We start from the raw sequence: 22,799 nt of genomic DNA, 5'->3' as shown, positions 1-22,799 counted from the left end.
CATGCCTGCCAGTTGGTTTCAGCGGGCTTACGTATGGGTGACGGCCGCCGGTCTTCCGCGGTGTTATACGCAACAGCGGACTGTAACAAATCATCGCTTGTGTAAAACGCGCTGTTTTGCGGCTCTTTGGTCGTAAGTTTTTTGATGCCGCATGCAGCATTGCTTGCGGGCTCACAGCTATTACGGCGTGCGTAATAACTACCGCCTGCGTCGTTACAAAAGTACTTCTTTCATCTTGAGGAAGACTTTCTTAGCAGCTATTTTTTGAGCACTCGTGTGGTAGCCCCCGCGAGCGTGTGGTGTTTTTTGAGCGGCATCGTCTCATGCGGGACGATGCCGTTTTTTTGCGCGCGACGCCTTGCGCCGGCGTTCGCTCCACGTCCGATCCGATCGCGCGGCGATCGACCGTATAAAGAAGAACAGCGCTTATCGGATGGCTCGACGAAATCCACAATGTGGCCACGGTTGCAGGCAAGCCCGCACCGTTCACTTACGCGCAACGAGCATTGGCAAGAAGCATTGCTATGGATATCCGGACGAGGGCAACAACGATTCATGTCAGAGAGCGGGGCAGCGGCGAACCGGCACTCGTGTTTCTGCACTACTGGGGCGGATCGTCGCGCACGTGGGACGCGGTTGCAGGCGAACTGTCGAGCGCGCACAGGAGCATTGCCGTCGACCATCGCGGATGGGGCAATTCCGCGGCGCCGGAGCAAGGCTATACGATCGCGGATCTGGCCAACGATGCGAACGATGTCATCGAAGCACTGAAGCTCTCGCGCTATGTGCTCGTCGGGCACTCGATGGGCGGCAAGGTCGCGCAACTGCTCGCGTCGCGCAGGCCCGAAGGACTGCAGGGCGTCGTGCTCGTCGCGCCGTCGCCGCCTTCGCCGATGGTGCTTCCCGACGAGCAGCGCGCCGTGATGGCGGCGGCGTACGACTCGCGTGAATCGATCGAATGGGTGCTGGATAACGTGCTGAGCGCGAATCCACTCACGCCGGCGCTGCGCGAGCAGGTGATTGCCGACAGCCTGCGTGGTGCGCCGCAAGCGAGAGCAGCCTGGCCGAACGCCGCGATGCTCGAGGACATCACGCACGAGGTCAGCTCGATCAAGGTGCCCGTGCTCGTGGTGGCCGGCGAACTCGATCAGGTCGATCGCGTGGACACGTTGCGCGCGGAGTTGCTGCCGCGAATTGCCGGCTCGCGTCTGCAAGTGCTGGCGGGCACCGGACATCTGTCGCCACTCGAAGCGCCGTCGGCGCTCGCGGCGATCATCCGGCAGTTCGTTGGCGAACTGGGCGCTTCGTAGCGAGCGAGCGGCGCGGATTCGCGCGTGCCGCCCGTGCTTGCCTGAAGCGATCCCACGGCGGCTCGTCGCCGAAAGCAGCCGCGAGGTAGTCGAGGAAGTGGCGCACCTTCAGCGGCAGATGGCGCGCGCTCGGATAGACCGCCTGAATCGCGAGATCGGACGCCTGATACTCGGGCAGCAGTTCGACCAGCTTTCCGCATGCGATCTGTTCGCCGAATACGAACGTCGGTCCGTAGACGACGCCCGCACCGGCGAGCGCGGCTGCAAGCAGCATCTGCGTATTGTTGGCGGCGAGCCGGCAGGGCCCGTCGATTACGTGCGCGCGTCGTTCGCTGTCGAAGAGCGTCCAGTCGCCGACGGACACCGCTTCGCTGAACGTGAGCCGCGGCGCTTGCCGCAAGTCGTCGGGGCTGCGCGGCATGCCGTTGCGTGCGATATAGTCCGGCGACGCGCAGATCACCATGCGGCAGGGCGCGAGCCGCCGCGCGATCAGCGCGGAGTCACGCAGGCGACCGATCCGCACGGCGACGTCGACACCGCTTTCCAGCAGATCGACGTAGCGGTCCGACAGCGCAACTTCAACGTTGACGTGCGGGAATTGCTCCATGTATCGCGCGAGCACTTCGCCCAGGTGCATCGCTCCGAACGTGACCGGCGCGGCGACTCTGAGCACACCGCGCGCGGTGCCGTGCGCGTCGCTGGCTTCCCGGTTGGCTTCGTCATAAGCGTCGAGAATCCGCTTGCATCGCTCGTAATATGCGTGGCCGACATCCGTCAGGCTCAAGCGGCGCGTGCTGCGCTGAAGCAGCCGCGCGTTCAATTGCGCTTCCATCGCGCTGACGTACTTGCCGGCCATCGCAGCCGATAGGCCAAAGCGGCGCGCTGCCGCCGCGAAACTGCCGTCGTCGACGGCGGCGACGAACACGGCCATGCCAGTCAAGCGGTCCATGCGTTCCTCGATTCGATTGCGCAGCGATCCGCGCGGGCTATCCCGCATGAGCGGAAAATCGCGATTATCGACGCAAACGAACCACTGTTGCCAGGCTCACGCCGCCTCGGTCTCGCGACGGGGCGCCGCGCGATGCGCTGCTTGCGGCCGTTCGATCCGCCGATACGCCGCCTCGGCGAGGATCAACGCGAGCGCAATCAGCGCGGCGGCCACGACGCTCAGATAACGCCCGCCCGTCGATTGCAGCACGATGCCGCCGAGCACGCCCGAACACGCGAGCCCGATATACGTGGCCGTGTTGTTCAACGCGAGCAGCAACGGCGCGACCTGCGGCGAGACTTGCACGAGCCGGTGCTGCTGCGGAACGATGAGCCCCCATCCGCAGAGACCCCAGACGATCAGTGCGATGGCAGCGCTTGCGACATGCGCCGAAGTCCACGGCAGCGCGCAGAAGTTGATCGCGGCAATGCACAGCATCGCGTTGATAATGTGGCGGCTCGCGAACTTGTCGACGAGGCGTCCGGCCAGCAGATTCCCCACCGTCGCCGCCACGCCCCACACCAGGAACAGGCCGGCGAGCAGGCGCTCGTCGCCGTGCGTCACGCGATTCAGCACGACGCCTGCGTAGGTGTAGACCATCAGGAAGCCGCCGAACGCGAACAGCGATGTGAGCAGCGTGAGCGCGACGCGCGTGTCGCGGACCGGCGCGAGCCGGTCGCGCAATTTGATCGGCTGCGGCTGCGCGACGGAGGGCAGCATCGTCCACACGCCGATCATCGCGACGAGACCGAGCAGCGTCACGAACCACAGCGTCGTTCTCCAGGTGCCGAATCCGCCGATAAACGTGCCGATGGGCGAACCGAGCGCGGTCGCGCCCGTCAGGCCCGCCGTCACCGTGGCGAGCGCGCGGCCGCGCTTTTCGGGCGACGCGAGCGCGGAGGCGACGCCCAACGCAGTAGGCGAAAAGAGCGCGGCGCCGAAGCCCGCGAGCGCGCGGGCGAACAGCACCCAGTGCAGGTCGGTGGCCATCGCGCTGATCGCGTTGCCGACGACGAAAACGCTCAGCGCGCCGACCAGCAGCGGCTTGCGCGGCCATGCGCCGGCGACGGCCGCCATCACCGGCGCGGCGATCGCGTAGGTCAGCGCATAAAACGTCACCATCAGGCCGGCCGCGCCGACCGAGGTATGCAGCGAGGCCGCCACGCCGGGGAGAATGCCGGCGACCACGAAGTTGTCGGTGCCCATGGCGAACATGCCGAGCGCGAGTATCAGTAATCGACGGTCCATGTGAAGGTTCTCTACTTTTTAGCCAGCCTGTTGCGTTCCGATGCACGGCCGCGCGGCCCTGGCGCGGCGATGCGGTCCTGTCTGCGCCGGACGGCCGGCGCGATGCATAGGCCAAGCATAGCCTTCGTTGACCGCGTCTCAAATGTCGTATATACCATCAATTCAGGACATGGCTGGAGCCGCGCATGCACACGATCGGTTTTGTGGTTTTTCCGAACTTCTATCTGATGGGGTTTGCGGCCGTCACGGCGTTCGAACTGGCCAACGGCGTGCTTGAAGAGCCGGCGTACGACATAACGCTCTTGTCGGAGAAGGGCGGGCTCGTGCCGTCGTCGGCGGGGATTCGGGTGGAGACGCAGCCTTTCGGCGACGCCACGTTCGATACGGTGATGTTCGGCTCCGGCGTCGACATCGACCTCCGGTCGCCCGCGCTGACCGCGTTCGTCAGACGCTCGCTCGAAACATCGCGGCGGATCGCAGCGCCCTGCACAGGCGCGTTCGTGCTTGCCGAAGCGGGCGCGCTCGACGGCCGGCGCGCCACCACGCATTGGCGGTTCGCGAACGATCTGCAGCGCCGCTTTCCGAAGATCGCCGTCGAGGAAGATCAGATTTTTATCGTCGACGGGCCGATCTGGACATCCGCGGGCATGACGGCCACCATCGACATGGCGCTCGCGATGATCGAGAAGGACCACGGCCAGGACGTGTCGCGCACGGTCGCGCGCAAGCTCGTGGTGTACCACCGGCGCGCGGGCGGGCAGTCGCAGTTCTCGACCTTGCTCGACCTCGACCCGAAGTCCGACAAGATCCAGAAGGCGATCGATCACGCGAACGCCAATCTGCGCAACGCATTGACCGTCGAAGAACTCGCCGAGGTGGCGGGACTCAGCCCGCGCCAGTTCAGCCGCGCGTTCAGCGCCGAGACGGGGCAGTCGCCTGCGAAAGCGGTCGAGCATTTGCGCGTCGAAGCGGCGCGGCTGATGCTGGAAAAGGGCCGCCTGTCGCTGGATGTGATCGCGGACGAAGTGGGCTTTACGGACCGCGAGCGAATGAGGCGCGCGTTCCTGCGCACGATCGGGCAGCCGCCTCAGGCGGTGCGTCGTTTGAGCCGGGAGGCGCGCGGAGTGGTGGAGTTGCACGCGGGCTAATTGCGTGCAACAGCGGCCATAAGCGGTGGCGCCCGCAACGCCTGGTGGATTTGACAAAGCTTAAACGATTTATTTTGAGACAGTTCCTATACTGACTCACGAATGTCAAATCGCTGTTTCCGCGCTGTTTTCTGTTCCCGGCCGCGGTTTGAAAAGCAAGGCGGCGGGGCCAGCACCGCGCGAGAGAGACCAACTAATCCAATAGCGAGCCCAGTGGGCGAAGCGCTAATCGGCAGCACCTGAGAGGCAAAAACAAAAAACGTCGGAGCGGCGCGCAAGCCCGCACCGAGCGGCATTCGGCGGCATTTTGCGGCATGCAGGCGGCTCCCAAAACGGTACCAAAGCGGTGCCAAAGCGTTGCTCGAAAGGGCGATGCAATGCAAAGGCCGCCGCTGCCGCGACGTTTAATGATGCGAGCATAAACGCGCGTTTTTTCGATTATGATTATCGCCGGTTTGATAATCGCCGCTCCTAAATCAAAGAAAATGCGCACAAATTTTGAGACGGGGCGGCAACAGCTTTACGGGGCGCGAGGCGAAGGACCATTAGTTGAAAGAAAGTGGAAGAAACTTCGAAATGAGTGGAAAGCCGGATCGTCGGTGCCAGCGAGCACCGGCATCCCGGCCGATCCGCCGGTTTGCGGCACCATTTGACGGTGCTCGTGCGCTGGCCCCAGTTATAGATGACGAACAAACGTAAGTCGCGTTGCGGGGTTTTATGAGAATTGCTGTCCTGGATGACGATTCGGCGCAGGCCGATCTAGTTTGCCAAACGCTGTCGGCGGCGGGCCATGTCTGTCATGCCTATGGCCAGGGTCGCGAACTGGTGCGGCAGTTGCGGCGCCAGACCTTCGATCTGCTGGTGCTCGACTGGAACGTGCCTGACATGTCCGGCGAAGATGTCCTGCGCTGGGTGCGGGAAAGTCTGTCGGAGCGCTTGCCCGTTCTGTTCATGACGAGCCGCGGCCATGAAAGCGACATCACGTCGATTCTGAATACGGGCGCCGACGACTACGTCGTCAAGCCGGTCTCCGGCGCGGTGCTGCTTGCGCGCGTCGGTTCGCTGCTGCGGCGCGCCTATCATCTGAAGCCGCCGTCGGCGAAGGAAGTGTTCGGCGAGTTCGAATTCGACCTGCATGCGAAGCATGTGGTGGTGCGCGGTACGAAGGTCGCGGTCACGCAGAAGGAGTTCGAGCTCGCGCTGCTGCTGTTCCAGCATCTGAGCCGGCCGCTGTCGCGTGCGCATATTCTCGACGTCATCTGGAAACAGGCGACTGACATCCCGTCGCGCACGATGGACACCCACGTCTCGATGCTGCGCAGCAAGCTCGGCCTGCGCCCCGAACACGGCTACCGTCTGACGCCGATTTACGGCTATGGCTACCGGCTCGAACGGCTCGAATCCGCGAGCGACGCGCCGGCCGCGGCCGACCGTCGGGAAGCGGGGCAGGCGTGACCTTTGCCGTCGATCTTGCCGTCGACCTTGCCGCGACGGGGCGCGGCAGTGCAGCGTCGGCGAGCCGCCGCGCGAGCGCGTGGCTCGCGGCAGCCGGCATGCTCGCGATTGCCTGTTTCGCACCGCCTGACGCGCACGCGCAGTCTGCGCGCGCGCCCAGGCAGCGCGCAAAAGCCGCGCCGCCCGCCTATGTTTCGTATGTGACGCGCGAAGGCGACACGCTCTATGAAATCGCCAGCCGCTATCTGATCGACGGCGGCGACTGGGCGGTGTTAAGCCGCCTGAACCACGTGCCCGCGCCGCGTCGCATGCACGCCGGCGTCGCGCTGCGCCTGCCCGCCGACAAACTCAAACAGCACCCGGAAACCGCGCGCGTGATTGCGACGAGCGGCCCCGCCGAACATGCGTTCGGCAAGGGGCCGTATGTGCCGCTTGCGGCGGGCGAGATGCTCGGCGAGGGCGACCGCATCCGCACCGGAACCAACGGCTTCGTCACGCTGGAACTGTCCGACGGCTCGCACGTGACGTTGACCGACGACGCCATGCTCGACATCGGCAAGCTGCGGCGAACCGCACTGACGGGCGCGGGCGACCGGCAGCTCGAGCTGCGCCGTGGGCGTGTCGAAAGCGAGGTCACGCACGCGACGAAGAAAGACGACCGCTTTCAGATCCGCTCGCCGTCGGTGGTCGCGGGCGTGCGCGGCACCCACTTCCGGGTCGCTTACGACGGCGACGCGCAAACCACCGCCGTCGAAGTGCTGGATGGCGCGGTCGGCGTCGATCCCGATTCGGCTCTCTCACGTGCGCCTGCACCCGGCGTGCCGTTGCAGGCGTCGGCGCAACTGCTGGCGGCGCGCTTTGGCAGCGTCACGCGAGCCGGCGGCGCGCCAGGCGAAGCAGTCGAACTGCTCGCCGCGCCCGCGCTTGCCCAACCGGCCCGCGTGCAGGACGGCAAGACGGTGGCGTTCGATCTGATACCGGCCGGCGCCGGTGGCTCCGCTGAAACGGCGCGCAAGGCCGCCGCCTATCGCGTGCAGATTTCGCGCGACGCCGACCAGCTCGACCTGATTCGCGACCTGCGCGTGAGCACGCCGCACGCGGACTTTGGCGATCTCGCCGACGGCACGTATTTCGTGCGCATCGCCGCCATCGACGCAAACGGGCTCGAAGGTTTGCCGCAGGTGTATGGCTTCGAGCGGCGTCAGTTCGGACTGACGGCGTCCGCCGCGCCGCGCGCCGGCAGTCACGAGTACGAGTTCCGCTGGTTCGTGAGCCGCGCGCCGGCGTCGGGCGAAACGCGCTTTCGCTTCATCATGGCGACGACAGCGGACTTGCGTCATCCGATCGTCGATCGCGCCGATCTGACGGAGGGTCAACTGGTGGTGAGCGATCTGCCGCCGGGCGTCTATTACTGGACGATCGTCGCCGAGCAGTTCGACAACGGCCGCTTCTACGAGACGACGAGCGCGGTCCGCTCGTTCACGCTCGCGCGCTGACGTTGGCGGATTCGCTGGTAGATTCACGCAGCCGCATGCGATACGCTCCCGGACTCGCACGCCCAACAGATCCTACGCGCACGCCTTGCTGAACACACCTACGCGCCTGAGCCTCGACCCGCGCGCCCGTCTCGGACGGCGCGCGGGTCGGCGTTTTCTGATCGAATGGGCGGCGATCGGCAGTCTCGGCCTCATCGTGATCCTGCTCTGTTCGCTCGGACGCATGAGCGCGAGCGTCGATCACCTGGTGTACGACCACTTGCTGAGCTGGCGCGCGCAGCCGGTGCGGCCCGATATCGTCGTCCTCGAAATCGACAATGAAAGTGTCGCGCAACTCGGTCGCTGGCCGTGGCCGCGCAGCGTTCATGCAAAGCTGCTCGAGCAGATCGCGAGAGCGAAGCCGGCCGCCGTCGTCTACGACGTGCTCTTCACAGAACCCAATGCCGACGATGCCGCGCTTGCCCGCGCGATCGCGCTGAGTCCGACTTATCTGCCGGTGCTGCTCGAAGATGCGGGGCGCGACGCGCCGCGCGTGGTCGTCGAGCCCGTTGCGCCGCTTGCGCGCGCCGCGGCCGGCCTCGGGCATATCAACCTCGAGGTGGACAGCGACGGCATCGTGCGCAGCGTCGCCCAGTTCGAAGGCGACGCCGACGCGCGCCGGCCGCAATTGATGGTGACGGTCGCAAGGGCTGCGCAGCGGGGCGCGTTTGTGCTGAATCCGCAGCCGGTGAACCAGGCGAGCGCGGCGCGCGGCGACGCAAGCAACGACGCAAACCAAGACGCATCCACCGACGCATCCACCGACGGCCGCTTCCTCATCCCATTCAGCCGCAACGCGCAGCGCTACACGAAGCTGAGCTTCGCGAGCGTGCTTGCGGGTGAAGTCCCCGTGGATCAGCTACGTGGCCGCATCGTCGTAATCGGCGTGACCGCGTCCGGTCTCTACGACCGGTTCGCGACGCCGGTGTCCGGCGAGCTGGGGCCGCTGCCCGGCGTCTACATTCATGCGAACGTGCTGGATACGCTGCTGACCGGTCGCCAGGTCCTGCCGGCCGCGCGATGGTTGCTGTTCGCGGTGTCGCTGGTCTCGCTTGCCGCGTTGCTGGCCGGTTTCCTCGTGTTGTCGCCGCGCCGCTCGTTGCTGCTCACGGGCGCGCTGTGCGTAATCGCGCTGACGGGCAGCGCCGTGCTGCTATACGGCGCGCGGCTGTGGCTGTCGCCGGTGCCGGCGATCATCGGCGTGGTCGTCGTTTATCCGATCTGGAACTGGCGTCGCCTCGAAATGACGATGGCCTATCTGCGCACGGAACTGCAGCGCCTCGCCGACGAACCGCACTTGCTGCCGCAGACTCCGCAGACGCCGCAACGCCGCCGCGAATTCGGCGGCGACGTGCTGGAACAGCATATGGCGCTGATGGCGCAAGCCGCGCAACGCGTGCAGGACATGAAGCGCTTCGTGTGGGACAGCCTGAACAGCGTGCCCGAGCCGATCCTCGTAAGCGACGTCCGCGGCATCGTGCTGATCGCCAATCATGCCGCCAAGGCGCATTTCGCGCGGCTCGGCGCGCCCATGCCGGAAGGACGCGCGATGCAGGCCGTGCTCGGCGGGCTGACGCTCGTCAAAGCGATCGACAGCGGCGCGGCCTCCGACGCCGACCAAACGCTCTTCGCGCGCGCACATTGGCCCGCGCTGCTCGATCCCGCGCGCAGCGAATTCGCCGCGCTGATGGCGCAGGGCGTCGAGGTGCGCGACGCCGACGAACGCGATCATCTGCTGCGCTATGCAAACTGCACGAACGCGCAGGGCGAGACGACCGGCTGGATCGCGGGTCTCGTCGACGTGTCCGCGCTGCACGCAGCCGAGCGTCAACGCGAAGACGCGCTGCGGCTGCTGTCGCACGACATGCGTTCGCCGCAGGCATCGATTCTCGCGCTCGTCGAAATGGAGCGCGCACGCGAGACGCCGGCGCTCGCGCGCGGCGTGCTCGAGCGCATCGAACGTTATGCGCAACGCGCGCTGACACTCGCCGACGACTTCGTGCAACTCGCGCGCGCCGAATCGCAAACCTACATGCTGGAGCCGGTGAATCTCGCCGAGCTGATGATCGACGCGAGCGACGAAGTCTGGCCGCAGGCGCACGCGAAGCGCATCGCGCTCGATACGGGAACGGACAGCGCGACAGGCGGTGACCATGACAACGATGCCGACGGCCACTGGATCTGCGCGGACCGTTCGCTGATGACGCGCGCGCTCGTCAACATCCTGAACAACGCGGTCAAGTACAGTCCGCCGGATACGCGCATCGCCTGCGAGCTGTCGTATGTGAAGTCTGCCGGCGTGTCATGCACGATCCGCGATGAGGGCTATGGCATTCCGGAGGAACAGCAGGCCGGTCTGTTCGAGCGCTTCAGGCGATTCCATGAAACCGAGCGGCCCGATGTGGGCGGCGCGGGGCTCGGCATGGCCTTCGTGAAGACAGTCGTGACCCGCCACGGCGGCGATGTCGAGGTCGTGAGCGCGCCTGGCCGCGGCACGGCGGTAACGATCCGCCTGCCGGCACTGGACGACGAACAATCGGAGTTGCCCGCAAGGCCTCTTCATGGCGTGTGAGCACGCAACATATCGAAGCGAGGAGAGAACGGTGAAAGCGGTGAAAGCGGTGAAAGGGCTGAATGCGATCCTTATCGGCGCGCTGCTCACGGCGGCGACTCTCGCCGGCTGCACCGGCATGCACGCCGACGTGCATACCGCCACGCCTGCAACTGCACTGCCAGGCGAGCGGACCTATAGCTTCGCGCGCATGCCGACGCAGGGCGCGCAGGGTGCGCAGAGCGACCACGCGCAGATCGAAACCCAACTGCGAGACGAACTGGCGAAGCAGGGCTTTGCCGATACCGCTGACCGTCCCGCGCACTACGTGCTGTCAGTCGGATACGAAACGGGTCCCGCCGAAATTGGTGTGGATCGCAGCGACTGCACGGCCGGCGATTGCGGCCGGCACAGCGGCGCACCGTTCTCGCTATTCGGGGCACGTGCGTATCGGCATACGCTGACGCTGCGTTTTTTTGAGCGCGCGAGCGGACGCGAGGTCTACAAAGTGAGCGCGGCCAGCACGGATCGCGACGCCGATCCGCTGCGCGCGACGCCGTCGCTGATCAAGAGCGCGCTGGCTCAATTTCCCTTCGACGCACCGTCCGACTGGCGCGTCCAATTGCGCATGGATAAAGCGCGCGGCGTGCCGGATGTCGTGTCCGTCGAGCCGCTTAAAAAGTAACGCCGCTGCTGCGCTTAGAGGTTCTCAGGCCAGCGGTTTTCGAACACACAATCGGCGAGCGGCATGCGATCCGCCCAACGCTCGGTCTGCAGCATCGGCTCGCTATAGAACCGGTCGACGTGCCCAAGACACAGTATCGCGACCGGCCGCGCGCCTTCGGGCATATGCAGAAGCCGGCGTACCGCATCGACGTCGAAGAGCGACACCCAGCCCATGCCGAGGCCTTCCGCGCGCGCGGCGAGCCACATGTTCTGGATCGCGCACGCGACTGACGCGAGATCCATCTCCGGCAACGTGCGCCGGCCGAAAATGTGCCGCTCGCGGCCGTCCATCAGCGCCATCACGAGCAGCTCGCCGCATTCCAGCATGCCTTCCACTTTCAGCTTCATGAACTCTTCGCGGCGTTTGCCGAGCGCGTCGGCGGTGGCAAGCCGTTCGCTTTCGACGGTTGCATGCAGCGCGGCGCGCAACGCGGGATCGGTGATGCGCGCGATCCGCCACGGCTGCATGAAGCCCACGCTCGGCGCGTGATGCGCGGCGTCGAGGAGACGCTGCAACACAGCGGCATCGACGGGATCGCGCACGAAATGGCGCATGTCGCGGCGCTCATGGATCGCGCGATAGACCGCATCGCGGTCGGCGTCGTTAAAAGGCTTGGCCATTGAAGAGAGCAGCCGCGAAAGCCGGGTTGGAGGGCCAGTAAGCATGCATATAAGTCGCGACGATGGAGCCGGCGCGATACAGCGCCTCGCCGGGCGCATCGCCTTGAGGCCGCGTGGCTGAGCGCAGCGGCACTAACGCCGTGCTCACCTTCGAGTAGTGAAACGTGTGGCCGGTCATCACGCCATGCACGCTGTCGATCTGCTGCATGCCGAGCGCGGTGAAGCGCGTTTGCATCGTCGCGTGGCCGCGCAGCAGGCCGAGCATCGGCGTGCTGACGCCTTGCGCGTCGGTGAGTCGATCGAGCAGATACAGCATGCCGCCGCATTCGGCGACGAGCGGTTTGCCGTTTGCCACATGCGCGCGGACCGCAGCGGCGCTGCGCGTGTTGCCGCCGAGCGCCGCCGCGTGCAGTTCGGGGTAGCCGCCGGGCAGATACACAGCGTCCGTGCCCGCGGGCAACGGCTCGTCGGCGAGCGGCGAGAAGTATTGCACGCGCGCGCCGAGTGCTTCCAGCAGCGTGACGTTGGCCGGATAGATGAACGAGAACGCTGCGTCGCGCGCAATGGCGATCTGCTTGCCTTGCAGAAGCGGCGGCAGCGCCGGCGGCGTGGGCGCGCCGAATTCGACGGCGGGCGGCAGATCGGCTAACGCGGTATCGGCGAGCGCATCGGCGGCGCGTTCGAGGCGCGCGTCGAGGTCGTCGATTTCGGCCGCTTGATGCAAGCCGAGGTGACGGTCGGGTAATTCGATTTCATCGCTTGCTGCGAGGTGGCCGCACCAGCGCAGCGTCGACGGCAACGCTTCTTGCAGCATCTGCGCGTGACGCGCGGAGCCGACGCGGTTAGCGAGCACGCCATGAAACGGCACGTGCGGCCTGAAATTCGCAAGCCCGAACGCGACCGCGCCGAAGGTCTGCGCCATCGCCTTCGCGGAAATGACAGCGAGCACGGGCACGCCGAAAGCGCTCGCGAGATCGGCGCTGCTCGGTGTGCCGTCGAAGAGACCCATCACGCCTTCGATCAGGATCAGATCGGCTTCGGCCGCCGCCTCGGCAAGCAGACTGCGGCACGCGTCCTGACCGACCATCCACAGATCGAGCGACAACACCGGCGCGCCGCTCGAGTGCGCGAGAATCATGGGATCGAGAAAGTCGGGCCCGGTCTTGAAGACACGCACGTGCCGCCCGAGCCGCCGATGGTAGCGCGCAAGACCCGCGGTGATCGTGGTCTTGCCCTGGCCCGACGCGGGCGCGCTGATGAAGAGCGCGGGGCAGGCGGACACGTTCAGAACTCCACGCCGCGCTGCGCTTTCACGCCTTGCTCGCGATACGGATGCTTGACGATGCGCATTTCGGTGACGAGGTCGGCGGCTTCGATCAGCGCGTCGGGCGCATGACGGCCTGTCACGACCACATGCAGCATCTCTGGACGCGCGGCGATCACGGACAGCACTTCGTCGAGCGGCAGGTACTCGTACTTGAGCACGGTGTTCAGCTCGTCGAGGATCACCATCTGATAGTCGCCGCTTTCGATCATCCGGCGCGCTTCGTCCCAGCCCTTGCGCGCGGTCGCGATGTCGGCGTCGCGGTTCTGCGTGTTCCAGGTGTAGCCGTCGCCCATCGTGACGAAATCGCAGTTGGCGATGGCGCCGAGAAAGTCGCGCTCCGACGTATGCAGCGCGCCCTTGATGAACTGCACGACGCCAAGACGCATGCCGTGGCCGAGCACGCGCACGGCCATGCCGAACGCAGCGGTCGTCTTGCCTTTGCCGGTGCCGGTGTTGACGATCAGCAGACCCTTTTCGACGGTCGCGTTGGCCTGTTTCTTTTCGTGGCCTTCGCGCCGGCGTTCGGTCATGCGTTGATGCGATTCGGGATCGGTCTTCATGGAAGGTCCTGGTCAGTGAAGGTGGCGCTGCGCGGCAGCGCGTGTTCGGTCGATGCAATCGCCACGGTGACGCCCGCGTGAACGGTTTTGCGAGCGACGAGATACTGCGTGTGAGTGGCAGCGTGGATCGACGCGCCGAGCAACGCACACGGTTCGCAGACGCCGTCGACGCCGAGATGCTCGCGCGCCGCCGCCGACGGCTCGGCGACATGCAGCGCGGCAATCTGCTCGCGAGTGAACAGCTTCAGCGGTAACCCGTGGCGCGAGCAGAACGCGAGCAAGCCGGGTTCTTGCGCTTTGGTTTCGATCGAGGCGACGGCCGCGATGTCTTCGAATGAATGCGAGCCGAGCGCTGCGCGCACAGCGTTTTCGATTTCTTCCGCCGACGTCTGCAAGCGGCAACCGATGCCCACGCTAAGCGTTTTCATCGGACATCCTTCGCCAGCGACGCCACGCCGCCGATCACCACGATCGCGGGCGAGCCGAGTCCCGCGCGCGCGACGGCATCGGCGAAATCACCGAGTGTCGCGAGCGCATGCCGCTGCTCGGGGCGCGTTGCGGATTCGATCGCGGCACACGGCGTCTCTGCCGACATGCCCGCTGCCAGCAACGCGCCGACGATGTCGTTTAGCCGCCGCATGCCCATATAGATGACGAGCGTCATGCGCGTGGCGGCGAGCGCGGCCCAATCCGGCTCGCTCGTGCCTGCGCCGTGGCCGGTCACGAACACGACGCCTTGCGCATGATCGCGGTGCGTGACCGGAATGCCGATGGCCGCCGGCGCCGCAATGCCGGCCGTGATGCCGCTGACGATTTCGACGTCGACGCCCGCCGCATGCAGCGCCTGTTGCTCTTCGCCGCCTCTGCCGAACACGAAGGGATCGCCGCCCTTCAAACGCGCGACGCTGCGCCCTTCGTTCAGATGCGCGAGCATTTGTTCGGCGATGCCGTGTTGCGGCGTCGACGGATGACCGCCGCGCTTGCCGACATACACGATGCACGCATCGGCGCGCGCAAATTGCAGCACGTCGGGGTTCACCAGATCGTCGACGAGTATCACGTCGGCTTGCGCGAGCGCGCGGGTTGCCTTGAGCGTCATCAGTTCGACGTCGCCGGGGCCTGCGCCGATCAGCCATGCGCGTTTCATCGCGGCATGCGCCGCGTCGGCGCACATGCAATCATGCAGCGTCGACATACACGCAATGTGATGGAAATTGAAGTCATTCGAAACTGTGCATTCGCGCACGACAGCAAACGCGGATTGCAGACCGCTTCCCTAAGTCGTGCTTGAGCGCCTTCACATCCGTCCCTCGCGGATTCCGGCGGCCGGCGGCGTGACGTTGAGAACGCACGGCCGCCTCCGCGTCTGGCCGGTATCCGGGCTGGCGGCCTCACGCGCTTTGCCTTCCCGCCCACATTCGTTCGAATGTGCTGGACAGTGGCACTGAAAACGCATGTGCGGCGCAAAAAATAATCGCGCCGCCGGTCGCTTACCGTTGCGGGGACAGCACAGGTTGAGCGCAAGCGCGCTGCCTGTTTCCCGTTTAACTGCACACGCGAGCGCATGTGCGGGCACCAGACGCGCGCATACGATAGCACACGGCAAGCCCGTCCGATAAGCGCGCCGGGCTTGCGTTTTCTTGACGGCGCAAGGCGCGCGGCCTACACTCGCACGCACTTCTGGTGCTCGTGTGCGCGCTCGTGCGCATGCAGTTAAACGGGAAACAGGGCGCCCGCCTCGCATGGATCGGGTCAACCTGTGCTGCCCCCGCAACGGTAAGCGAAAAGCGACGTCATGGCGGTTTGCATGGCGCCGCGGAGCCGGCTTCGATGTCCACGCGCAAGGCCGCGTCGGCATATCACCACTGGGCGAGAAATCACTCGTCCGGGAAGGGGAAGCGGCGCTTTCGCCAGCCCGGATACCGGCCGGAACACGAAGGGCGAACGCCGCGGGGAAGCGGCGCTGCGCTCATGACCTCATACCCGTATTCTGCGTTTCCCTGGTGTAGCGGCAAGGCCGTCGTGCGTTCCCGCGTTTTGCGATGCGACGTCATGCGCAAAGCGCGTGATTCGGCCGGCCAGCAGATGCAACTCTCACGGATGGACTCACCATGCAAGTTCAGATGCGCAAGATTCCCGTCACCATCGTCACGGGCTTTCTCGGCAGCGGCAAGACGACGTTGCTGCGGCACATTCTTCGGAATGCGGGCGGCAAGCGCATTGCGGTGATCGTCAACGAGTTCGGCGAGCTCGGCATAGACGGCGAAATCCTCAAAGGTTGCGGCATTGGTTGCGATGAAAACGGCGTCGAGACCGAAGGCCAATTGTATGAACTGGCGAACGGTTGCCTGTGCTGCACGGTCCAGGAAGAGTTCTTTCCAGTGATGGAAAAGCTCGTCGAGCGCCGCGAGCAGATCGACCATGTGCTGATCGAAACCTCGGGGCTCGCGTTGCCGAAGCCGCTTGTGCAGGCGTTCAACTGGCCGCAGATCAAGAACAGTTTCACTGTGGATGCGGTGATTACGGTGGTCGATGGACCCGCTGCGGCAAGCGGTCAGTTCGCCGAAAACCCGCTTGCTGTCGACGCGCAACGCAAGGCCGATCCGAATCTCGACCACGAGTCGCCGCTGCACGAATTGTTCGAGGATCAGTTGTCGGCTGCGGATCTGGTGATTCTGAACAAGACCGATCTGCTCGACGAAGCAGGCCAGAACGCGGTCGAAGCCGTGATTCGCGCCGAAATTCCGCCGCAGGTGAAGATCGTGCGCGCGCATAAAGGCGAACTCGATCTGCACGCGTTGTTCGGACTTGAAGCGGCGTCGGAGGAAACCATTCACTTGCGCCACGATCACCACGGTTCGGCCGACGACGCCAATCATCATCACGATGAGTTCGATTCGGTGGTCGTGAATGCAAAGGCACAGTCGCGTGAAGCGGTGATCGCCGCGCTGCAAGGACTCGTGGAAAACAACACGATTTATCGCGTGAAGGGTTTCGCGGCGTTGCCGGGCGCGCCGATGCGGCTCGTCGTTCAAGGCGTGGGCCGGCGCTTCGATAGTTATTTCGATCGACGCTGGCAGCAAGGTGAACTGGAAGAACTAGGCGAAGGCGCCGAAAGCCGCTTCGTGCTGATCGGTGAAGACCTCGACCAGGCTGCGCTACAACGCGCGTTCGACGCGGCGCTCGGCGTCGCAGCCGCTGTCGCCGCGCAACAGACGTAAGCAGGTATAGACACATGCATCTGCTGCGCACCACGCCGGGCGGTTTCGTCGACGATACGCAAGGCGTGATCCGCATTGATCAGCGGCCCGCGGACATCGTCATTCTGAGTTCCGCGGATACGACGCTGTCGTTGCTCGCGAGCGTGTTTCCGCGTCTCGGCGACGGCTTCCCGAGCGTGCGCCTCGCGAATGTCACGTATCTGCGGCAGCCTGCCTCCGTGGACTTTTACGTCGAAGACGTGTTGCAACATGCGCGCGTCGTCGTGGTCGATCATCTTGGCGGCGAGGCGTACTGGCCATACGGCATCGAGCAGGTGGTCGCGCTTGCGGAGCGCAAACAGCAGACGCTCGCGATGTTCTCCGGCGATCTGCAGGAAGATCCGAACCTGCTCGCACGCAGTACCGCCGATGCCGATCTCTGCCATCAACTGTGGCGCTATCTGCGCGAAGGCGGGCCGCAGAACGCCGAGGCGTTCCTGCGCTGCATCGCGCATCGCGCTTTACGATGGGGACGCGAACCGGCGCCGCCGCGCGCGTTGCCTGCCGCGTCGCTCTACCATCCCGCATGCGATACGCCGACTATCGCCGACTGGCAGGCGCGCTGGCAGCATGCCGCGCCCGTTGCCGCGATTCTGTTCTACAAGGCGCATCTTCAGGCGGCCAATACCGCGGTGTTCGACGCGCTGATCGACGCGCTCGAATCAGAAGGCATGAACCCGCTGCCGATTGCGATCACGTCGCTGAAAGATGCGATGAGCCGGGAAGTCGTGCAGTCGTTGTGCGCGCAACATGATGCCGCGCTAGTGCTCAACACCACTGCGTTCGCCGCGTCTGCGATCGACGATCCGGAACCGCTCGCGCTCGCAGGCGATGCGCCGGTGCTGCAAGTGATTTTGAGCGGCGGCAATCGCGACGACTGGGTGAAGGACAACCAGGGCCTCAATTCGCGCGACATCGCGATGCATATCGCGCTGCCGGAAGTGGACGGCCGCATCATCACGCGCGCGATCAGTTTCAAGGGGCTCGCCTATCGTTGTCCGCATACGGAAGTCGACGTGGTCCGCTATCAGCCGGATCTCGAACGCGTGCGTTTTCTCGCTGAACTGAGCCGCCGCTGGTGCCGGCTGCGTTCGCTCGATAACGCCGAGAAGAAGCTCGCGCTGATTCTCGCTAACTATCCGATGAGCGAGGGACGCATCGGCAATGGCGTCGGGCTCGACACGCCGGCGTCGGTGGTCGGCATTCTGTCGATGCTGCGCGACGAAGGTTATCGCGTGGCCGACGTGCCAGAAAACGGCGACGCGCTGCTGAAGAAGCTGACCGAAGGCGTGACGAACGATCCCGTCGTGCGCGATCTGCGGCCCGCTTTGCAAAGCTTTGCGCTTGGCGACTACCTCGCGTATTTCAACGCGCTGCCTGCTCAGACGCGCGATGCGCTGAATGCGCGCTGGGGCTCGCCGGACCAGGACCCGACCGTGCGGCGCGGCCGTTTCATGATTTCGGGCTGGCGCTGCGGTCATGTGTTCGTCGGCATTCAGCCGTCGCGTTCACGTGATCAGGGCGATTACGCGAGCTATCACGACGCCGAACTGGTGCCCCCGCATGCGTACCTGGCGTTCTATTTCTGGCTGCGTCATCAGTTCGGCATCGACGCAATCGTGCATGTCGGCAAGCATGGCAACCTGGAATGGCTGCCGGGCAAGAGCGTCGCGCTGAGCGATACCTGTTGGCCCGATCTGATTCTCGGGCCGATGCCGCATCTGTATCCGTTCATCGTCAACGATCCAGGCGAGGGCAGCCAGGCGAAACGCCGTGCGCAGGCGGTGATCGTCGATCACCTGATGCCGCCGCTCACGCGCGCGGAAAGCTATGGGCCGCTGCAGGATCTCGAGCGCCAGGTCGACGAATACTATGAAGCATTGATGGTCGATCCGCGCCGCTCGAAGCTGTTGCGGCGCACGATTCTCGCGACCATCGTAGAACACAGGTTGCATGAAGAACTGAGCCTGTCGGCGCCGAAGGGCGAGGACGATGAAGATGTGCTGCTGACCCGCGTCGATGCGTGGCTCTGCGAATTGAAAGAGGCGCAGATTCGCGATGGGTTGCACACGTTCGGTCAATCGCCGCACGGCGTGCAACGGCGCGATACGTTGCTCGCGCTGGGGCGCTTTCCCGTCGGTGATGGGCAAGGCCGCAACGCAGGTTTGATCGATGCGTTGGCGCGCGATCTGAACATCGATCGGTTCTTCGATCCGTTGTCTGTCGATTGGTCGGCGGCATGGACGGGTCCGCGCCCCGATGTTCTGCAACGCGTGAGCGACGCGCCGTGGCGGCATTGCGGCGATACGCGCGAGCGTCTCGAACTGCTCGCAGCCGACATGCTGCGTGCAATGTGCAAGGAGCAAGGCGACGCTTCAAACGCTTTCGCCGAAGTCAGCCTGCCGCAAGCATCACGCGTACTCGAACGTTTGCGCAACGACGTGCTGCCGCGGCTCGACGCATGCGGCCCCCAGGAAATGCTGCATCTGAAGCGCGGCCTCGAAGGGCGTTTCGTGCCGCCGGGGCCGAGCGGTTCGCCATCGCGTGGCCGGCCCGATGTGCTTCCCACAGGGCGCAACTTCTATTCGGTCGACACGCGCGCGGTTCCCACGCAAGCCGCCTGGTCGCTCGGGCTCAAGTCGGCTCAGCAATTGATCGAGCGGCATCTGCAGGAACACGGCGATTATCCGCGCGCGATCGGTCTTTCCGTATGGGGCACCGCGACCATGCGTACCGGCGGCGACGACATCGCGCAGGCGCTAGCGCTGCTCGGCGTGCGGCCGAAGTGGGCGCCGGGCAGCCATCGCGTGACCGACTTCGAGATCATGCCGATCGAAGCGTTCGACCGTCCGCGTATCGACGTCACGTTGCGCGTGTCCGGTTTTTTCCGCGACGCTTTCGCCAACGTGATGCACCTGTTCGATGCGGCGGTGCAGGCCGTCGCCGAACTCGACGAACCCGCGGAGCTCAATCCGATTCGCGCGCGTGTTCTGCGTGAACGCGATGCGTTGATCGCGCGCGGCATGGACGCCGCCGAAGCGCGCAAGCGCGCCGGCTGGCGCGTGTTCAGCGCGCGGCCCGGCGCGTATGGTGCGGGCTTGCAGGACATGATCGACTCGCAGCAATGGCAGACCGACGCGGACCTCGCGAACGCGTATCAGGCGTGGGGCGGTTATGCGTACACGCAGAAAAGTGCGGGCGAAGAGGCGCGTCATGCGTTCGGCGCACGCCTCGCTGCAATGGATGTCGTCTTGCAGAATCAGGACAACCGCGAACACGATCTGCTGGATTCCAACGACTACTATCAGTTTCAGGGCGGCATGGTGGCGGCCGTGCGGCATCTCGCGGGCAATCAGCCGAGTGTCTATCACGCCGATCACAGCAATCCGGCCGCGCCGCGCGTTCGCACGCTTCATGAGGAAATCGCGCGCGTGATCCGCTCGCGCGTGGTCAACCCTAAATGGATCGACGGTGTGAAGCGCCACGGTTATAAGGGCGCTTCCGAAATCGCGGCCACGGTCGATTATCTCTACGGCTATGACGCGACCGCGCGCGTGGTCGCGGATCATCAATATGCGCTCGTCGCCGATGCTTATCTGAACGATCGCGACACGCGCGAGTTCTTGCAACAGCACAATCCGCATGCGCTGCATTCGATTTGCGAGCGTCTGCTCGAAGCGATGCAGCGCGGTTTGTGGCAGACGCCTGGCGACTATCGCGCGCAGGTCGAACAGCATCTGCTCGCGAGCGAACAGCAGATCGAAGGAATGCAATCATGAATGCAGCCACGCACGATGCACGCGACGGCGCGCCGCAGAAAACGCCCGCGTTTCCGTTTGCCGCGTTGATCGGACAGCCCGCGTTGCAGCAGGCATTGCTGCTCGCGGCGATCGATCCGGGCATCGGCGGCGTGCTGGTCAGCGGGCCGCGCGGCACGGCGAAATCGACGGCCGCGCGTGCGCTCGCCGAGTTGCTGCCGGAAGGGCAACTCGTGAACCTGCCACTCGGCGCAAGCGAGGATCGTCTGATCGGCACGCTCGATATCGAAACGGTGCTGCGCGACGGCTCCGTGCGCTTCTCGCCTGGGCTGCTCGCGAAAGCGCATCGCGGCGTGCTGTATGTGGACGAAGTGAACCTGCTGCCCGATGCGCTCGTCGATGCGTTGCTCGATGCGGCGGCGAGCGGCGTGAACACTGTCGAACGCGATGGCGTATCGCATAGTCATGAGGCGAGCTTCGTGCTGATCGGCACGATGAATCCTGAAGAGGGCGAGTTGCGGCCGCAATTGATCGACCGTTTTGGCCTGATGGTGGAGTTGCAAAACTGTTTCGAGCCGCGCGTGCGTGAGCAGATCGTGAAGGCACGGCTCGCGTTCGATCTGGATGCTGCTGGTTTTCGTGCGGCTTATGCGCAAGAGCAGGCGCAGTACGTCGAGCGGATTCATGCGGCGCGCGAGGCGCTGCCGCAGCTTTCTTTCGACGATGCAGTTCACGCGCGGGTCAGCGCGTTGTGTATCGACGCCGCCGTGGATGGCTTGCGCGCCGATCTCGTGATGCTTCGCGCGGCACGTGCGCTCGCGGCGTTCGAGCTTGCGGACGCGGTGACGCCGCAGCATGTCGAGCGCGTCGCGGATGCGGTGCTGATGCATCGGCGGCTTGAGCGGGGAGCGTCGTCTGCGAGTAGTGCGCGGGATAGCGAAATGGAGTCCTCGCGTGATTCGCAGCGGGGCTCGACTGCGCATTCGTCTTCGTCTTCGTCTTCGTCTTCGTATTCGTCTGCACCTTCGCCAGACGACGCCGCTCGCGGCGAAGGCGATTGGGGTTATCTGCCACCGCAGCCGGCCGCGACGACGCACGTCAAAGGCGTTATCCCGCTCAACGTAAAAAAACGCTGAGCCATCGGAAGGGCGCCGCCGCTGAGTTGGACAGCGGTTTTCGATGGCGGCAAAAGGCGGATGCGGTCTTGCGTTCGCGTGGCGATGCGCGTCTTGAGATGCGTGGTAATTCGAGCCGGCGTATCGCATGGCCGCAGACATTCGCCGCGATGGGGAAACAACGGCGGCGCGCGCTGAGTGCCGAAGATCTGCGCTTCATGCGTGATGTACCGCGCGGCGGTGTGCTGCATTGCTTCGTGCTGGACTGTTCGGGCTCGATGCTGGCCGGAGAGCGTCTCGCGCTTGCCAAGGGTTTGCTGATTGCGCTGTTCGACCGCGCGAGCGCGATGCGTGCGGAAGCTGCGCTGGTCTGCTTCGGTGGAGCGGGCGCGGATCTGCGTTTCGGTCCCGCCGTGCCGCGCTGGTGGAACGAGCGATGGCTCGAGCCGGTCGGCGGTGGTGGAGGTACGCCGTTCGCAGCGGGCGTTCAGTGCGCCACGCAACTGCTCGAGCGCAGCGCGCGGCGCAAGCCCGCGCAGCAGCGCTGGGTGTGGATACTCACCGATGGACGCACAACAGATGAGGCGGCACGGCCTGCTCACGCGGACGAGATCGTATTCGTCGACTTCGAGCAGGGCACGATACGGCTTGGCCGCTGCGAGAGACTGGCTACCGCCTGGGGCGCGCGGCACCTGACGCCGGAAGAACTGATCGGCTGAAGGGCGAGAAGATCTGCCGACGACGAGGCAGCTATTCAGTGACAAATATTTTCATTGGATAACTAACTATTCTATTCACCGGAGAAGAGTGCGGCTTGTTGCCGCTTTTTCTTGCACTTCTGAACTTTTCGAAAATAATTGCAGAGAAGGGGTTGACGGGGTGCGGACCGCATCGCATAATTCGCCTCCCGTTTGATGACGGACGCGAAGAAAGCAGAGCTTCTGAGCGAATGATCTTTAAAAACTAACAGCCGATAAGTGTGGGCGCTTGATGCGCGACGCGCGCCGGGTTGCGGGGTTTAACTCCGGAGTCTGGCGAAAAGCGAAAGTATCAAGTCTCACACAGTAATGAAAGGAAGGTTTGGTCATCGAGAGATGGTTAGACACTTCGTCAGTACGTTGAGTGAGCGACCGGGTTCGAAAGAGCCCGAAAACAGTAACAGGTTTGAACTGAAGAGTTTGATCCTGGCTCAGATTG

Annotated in this window: 17 protein-coding genes and 2 riboswitches; of the genes, 10 read left to right on the top strand and 7 right to left on the bottom strand. The window is 64.7% G+C overall.

The window, feature by feature from the left end:
• Positions 1-524 precede the first annotated feature (524 nt).
• The gene (locus C8K18_RS14175) at positions 525-1,310 is read left to right on the top strand and encodes an alpha/beta fold hydrolase (protein WP_107707838.1); all 786 of its coding nucleotides are present in this window, start codon (positions 525-527) and stop codon (positions 1,308-1,310) included.
• On the opposite strand, the gene C8K18_RS14170 is transcribed toward C8K18_RS14175, so the two are convergent.
• Positions 1,273-2,259, bottom strand: coding sequence for a LysR family transcriptional regulator (locus C8K18_RS14170; protein ID WP_107707837.1), 987 nt, complete (start codon positions 2,257-2,259; stop codon positions 1,273-1,275). The two genes, C8K18_RS14175 and C8K18_RS14170, sit on opposite strands and share 38 nt — an antisense overlap.
• Before the next feature lie 96 nt (positions 2,260-2,355).
• Positions 2,356-3,546, bottom strand: a complete 1,191-nt coding sequence (locus tag C8K18_RS14165; protein WP_107707836.1) for an MFS transporter — start codon at positions 3,544-3,546, stop codon at positions 2,356-2,358.
• A 185-nt stretch (positions 3,547-3,731) separates the two neighbouring features.
• Between C8K18_RS14165 and C8K18_RS14160 the strand changes: the two genes are divergently transcribed.
• The 5 genes from C8K18_RS14160 (at position 3,732) to C8K18_RS14140 (ending at position 10,920) form a co-directional block, all read left to right on the top strand.
• Positions 3,732-4,694, top strand: a complete 963-nt coding sequence (locus tag C8K18_RS14160; protein WP_107707835.1) for a GlxA family transcriptional regulator — start codon at positions 3,732-3,734, stop codon at positions 4,692-4,694.
• 717 nt (positions 4,695-5,411) lie between these two features.
• On the top strand, positions 5,412-6,149 hold the full coding sequence (locus tag C8K18_RS14155; RefSeq protein WP_006050296.1) for a response regulator transcription factor: 738 nt from the start codon (positions 5,412-5,414) through the stop codon (positions 6,147-6,149).
• Positions 6,150-6,247: 98 nt separating this feature from the next.
• Positions 6,248-7,645 carry a FecR domain-containing protein gene (locus tag C8K18_RS14150; RefSeq protein ID WP_375135813.1) on the top strand — a complete coding sequence of 466 codons (1,398 nt, stop codon included), beginning with the start codon at positions 6,248-6,250 and terminating at the stop codon, positions 7,643-7,645.
• 85 nt (positions 7,646-7,730) lie between these two features.
• Positions 7,731-10,256: a CHASE2 domain-containing protein gene (locus C8K18_RS14145; RefSeq protein ID WP_107707833.1), complete on the top strand. Its 2,526-nt coding sequence runs from the start codon at positions 7,731-7,733 to the stop codon at positions 10,254-10,256.
• Positions 10,246-10,920, top strand: a complete 675-nt coding sequence (locus tag C8K18_RS14140; RefSeq protein ID WP_107707832.1) for a DUF4136 domain-containing protein — start codon at positions 10,246-10,248, stop codon at positions 10,918-10,920. Before C8K18_RS14145 ends, C8K18_RS14140 begins: the two co-directional genes overlap by 11 nt.
• 14 nt (positions 10,921-10,934) lie before the next feature.
• On the opposite strand, the gene bluB is transcribed toward C8K18_RS14140, so the two are convergent.
• Genes bluB through cobA form a run of 5 tightly spaced genes read right to left on the bottom strand, consistent with a single transcriptional unit; the run spans position 10,935 to position 14,616 of the window.
• Entirely contained in the window at positions 10,935-11,582 is a 648-nt protein-coding gene (bluB, locus tag C8K18_RS14135) for a 5,6-dimethylbenzimidazole synthase (protein ID WP_029969052.1), read from the bottom strand.
• Positions 11,566-12,864, bottom strand: a complete 1,299-nt coding sequence (locus tag C8K18_RS14130) for a cobyrinate a,c-diamide synthase (RefSeq protein ID WP_107707831.1) — start codon at positions 12,862-12,864, stop codon at positions 11,566-11,568. Before C8K18_RS14130 ends, bluB begins: the two co-directional genes overlap by 17 nt.
• Before the next feature lie 2 nt (positions 12,865-12,866).
• Positions 12,867-13,469: a cob(I)yrinic acid a,c-diamide adenosyltransferase gene (gene cobO / locus C8K18_RS14125; RefSeq protein WP_029969054.1), complete on the bottom strand. Its 603-nt coding sequence runs from the start codon at positions 13,467-13,469 to the stop codon at positions 12,867-12,869.
• Complete coding sequence (locus C8K18_RS14120; RefSeq protein WP_107707830.1) at positions 13,466-13,897, bottom strand: cobalamin biosynthesis protein; 432 nt, start codon at positions 13,895-13,897, stop codon at positions 13,466-13,468. Before C8K18_RS14120 ends, cobO begins: the two co-directional genes overlap by 4 nt.
• Positions 13,894-14,616, bottom strand: coding sequence for a uroporphyrinogen-III C-methyltransferase (cobA, locus tag C8K18_RS14115; protein ID WP_107708125.1), 723 nt, complete (start codon positions 14,614-14,616; stop codon positions 13,894-13,896). The genes C8K18_RS14120 and cobA overlap by 4 nt, the downstream gene beginning before the upstream one ends.
• A 203-nt stretch (positions 14,617-14,819) precedes the next feature.
• A riboswitch (cobalamin riboswitch) is annotated at positions 14,820-15,064 on the bottom strand.
• Positions 15,065-15,133: 69 nt separating this feature from the next.
• Positions 15,134-15,415: riboswitch (cobalamin riboswitch) on the top strand.
• A 165-nt stretch (positions 15,416-15,580) separates the two neighbouring features.
• Between cobA and cobW the strand changes: the two genes are divergently transcribed.
• From cobW to C8K18_RS14095, 4 genes are all read left to right on the top strand, one after another.
• On the top strand, positions 15,581-16,690 hold the full coding sequence (gene cobW / locus C8K18_RS14110) for a cobalamin biosynthesis protein CobW (protein WP_107707829.1): 1,110 nt from the start codon (positions 15,581-15,583) through the stop codon (positions 16,688-16,690).
• A gap of 14 nt (positions 16,691-16,704) precedes the next feature.
• Entirely contained in the window at positions 16,705-20,508 is a 3,804-nt protein-coding gene (gene cobN, locus C8K18_RS14105) for a cobaltochelatase subunit CobN (RefSeq protein WP_107707828.1), read from the top strand.
• Positions 20,505-21,623 carry an ATP-binding protein gene (locus C8K18_RS14100; RefSeq protein ID WP_107707827.1) on the top strand — a complete coding sequence of 373 codons (1,119 nt, stop codon included), beginning with the start codon at positions 20,505-20,507 and terminating at the stop codon, positions 21,621-21,623. Before cobN ends, C8K18_RS14100 begins: the two co-directional genes overlap by 4 nt.
• A 98-nt stretch (positions 21,624-21,721) precedes the next feature.
• Positions 21,722-22,321, top strand: coding sequence for a VWA domain-containing protein (locus C8K18_RS14095; protein ID WP_107708123.1), 600 nt, complete (start codon positions 21,722-21,724; stop codon positions 22,319-22,321).
• The last annotated feature ends 478 nt before the right edge of the window (positions 22,322-22,799 follow it).

Source organism: Paraburkholderia sp. GV068 (assembly GCF_003058125.1).
Taxonomy (GTDB): Bacteria; Pseudomonadota; Gammaproteobacteria; order Burkholderiales; family Burkholderiaceae; genus Paraburkholderia; species Paraburkholderia graminis.
Note: the sequence above shows the minus strand (reverse complement) of the source record. Positions and strands in the feature narration are given on the sequence as shown.

Excerpts from the sequence above, each read along its gene's own strand:
- C8K18_RS14175 (WP_107707838.1), top strand. The coding sequence starts at position 525 with ATGGATATCCGGACGAGGGCAACAACGATTCATGTCAGAGAGCGGGGC.
- C8K18_RS14170 (WP_107707837.1), bottom strand. The coding sequence starts at position 2,259 with ATGGACCGCTTGACTGGCATGGCCGTGTTCGTCGCCGCCGTCGACGAC.
- C8K18_RS14155 (WP_006050296.1), top strand. The coding sequence starts at position 5,412 with ATGAGAATTGCTGTCCTGGATGACGATTCGGCGCAGGCCGATCTAGTT.
- C8K18_RS14120 (WP_107707830.1), bottom strand. The coding sequence starts at position 13,897 with ATGAAAACGCTTAGCGTGGGCATCGGTTGCCGCTTGCAGACGTCGGCG.
- cobA (WP_107708125.1), bottom strand. The coding sequence starts at position 14,616 with ATGAAACGCGCATGGCTGATCGGCGCAGGCCCCGGCGACGTCGAACTG.
- C8K18_RS14150 (WP_375135813.1), top strand. The coding sequence starts at position 6,248 with ATGCTCGCGATTGCCTGTTTCGCACCGCCTGACGCGCACGCGCAGTCT.
- cobO (WP_029969054.1), bottom strand. The coding sequence starts at position 13,469 with ATGAAGACCGATCCCGAATCGCATCAACGCATGACCGAACGCCGGCGC.
- C8K18_RS14100 (WP_107707827.1), top strand. The coding sequence starts at position 20,505 with ATGAATGCAGCCACGCACGATGCACGCGACGGCGCGCCGCAGAAAACG.
- C8K18_RS14165 (WP_107707836.1), bottom strand. The coding sequence starts at position 3,546 with ATGGACCGTCGATTACTGATACTCGCGCTCGGCATGTTCGCCATGGGC.
- C8K18_RS14140 (WP_107707832.1), top strand. The coding sequence starts at position 10,246 with ATGGCGTGTGAGCACGCAACATATCGAAGCGAGGAGAGAACGGTGAAA.
- cobN (WP_107707828.1), top strand. The coding sequence starts at position 16,705 with ATGCATCTGCTGCGCACCACGCCGGGCGGTTTCGTCGACGATACGCAA.
- cobW (WP_107707829.1), top strand. The coding sequence starts at position 15,581 with ATGCAAGTTCAGATGCGCAAGATTCCCGTCACCATCGTCACGGGCTTT.
- bluB (WP_029969052.1), bottom strand. The coding sequence starts at position 11,582 with ATGGCCAAGCCTTTTAACGACGCCGACCGCGATGCGGTCTATCGCGCG.
- C8K18_RS14095 (WP_107708123.1), top strand. The coding sequence starts at position 21,722 with ATGCGTGGTAATTCGAGCCGGCGTATCGCATGGCCGCAGACATTCGCC.
- C8K18_RS14160 (WP_107707835.1), top strand. The coding sequence starts at position 3,732 with ATGCACACGATCGGTTTTGTGGTTTTTCCGAACTTCTATCTGATGGGG.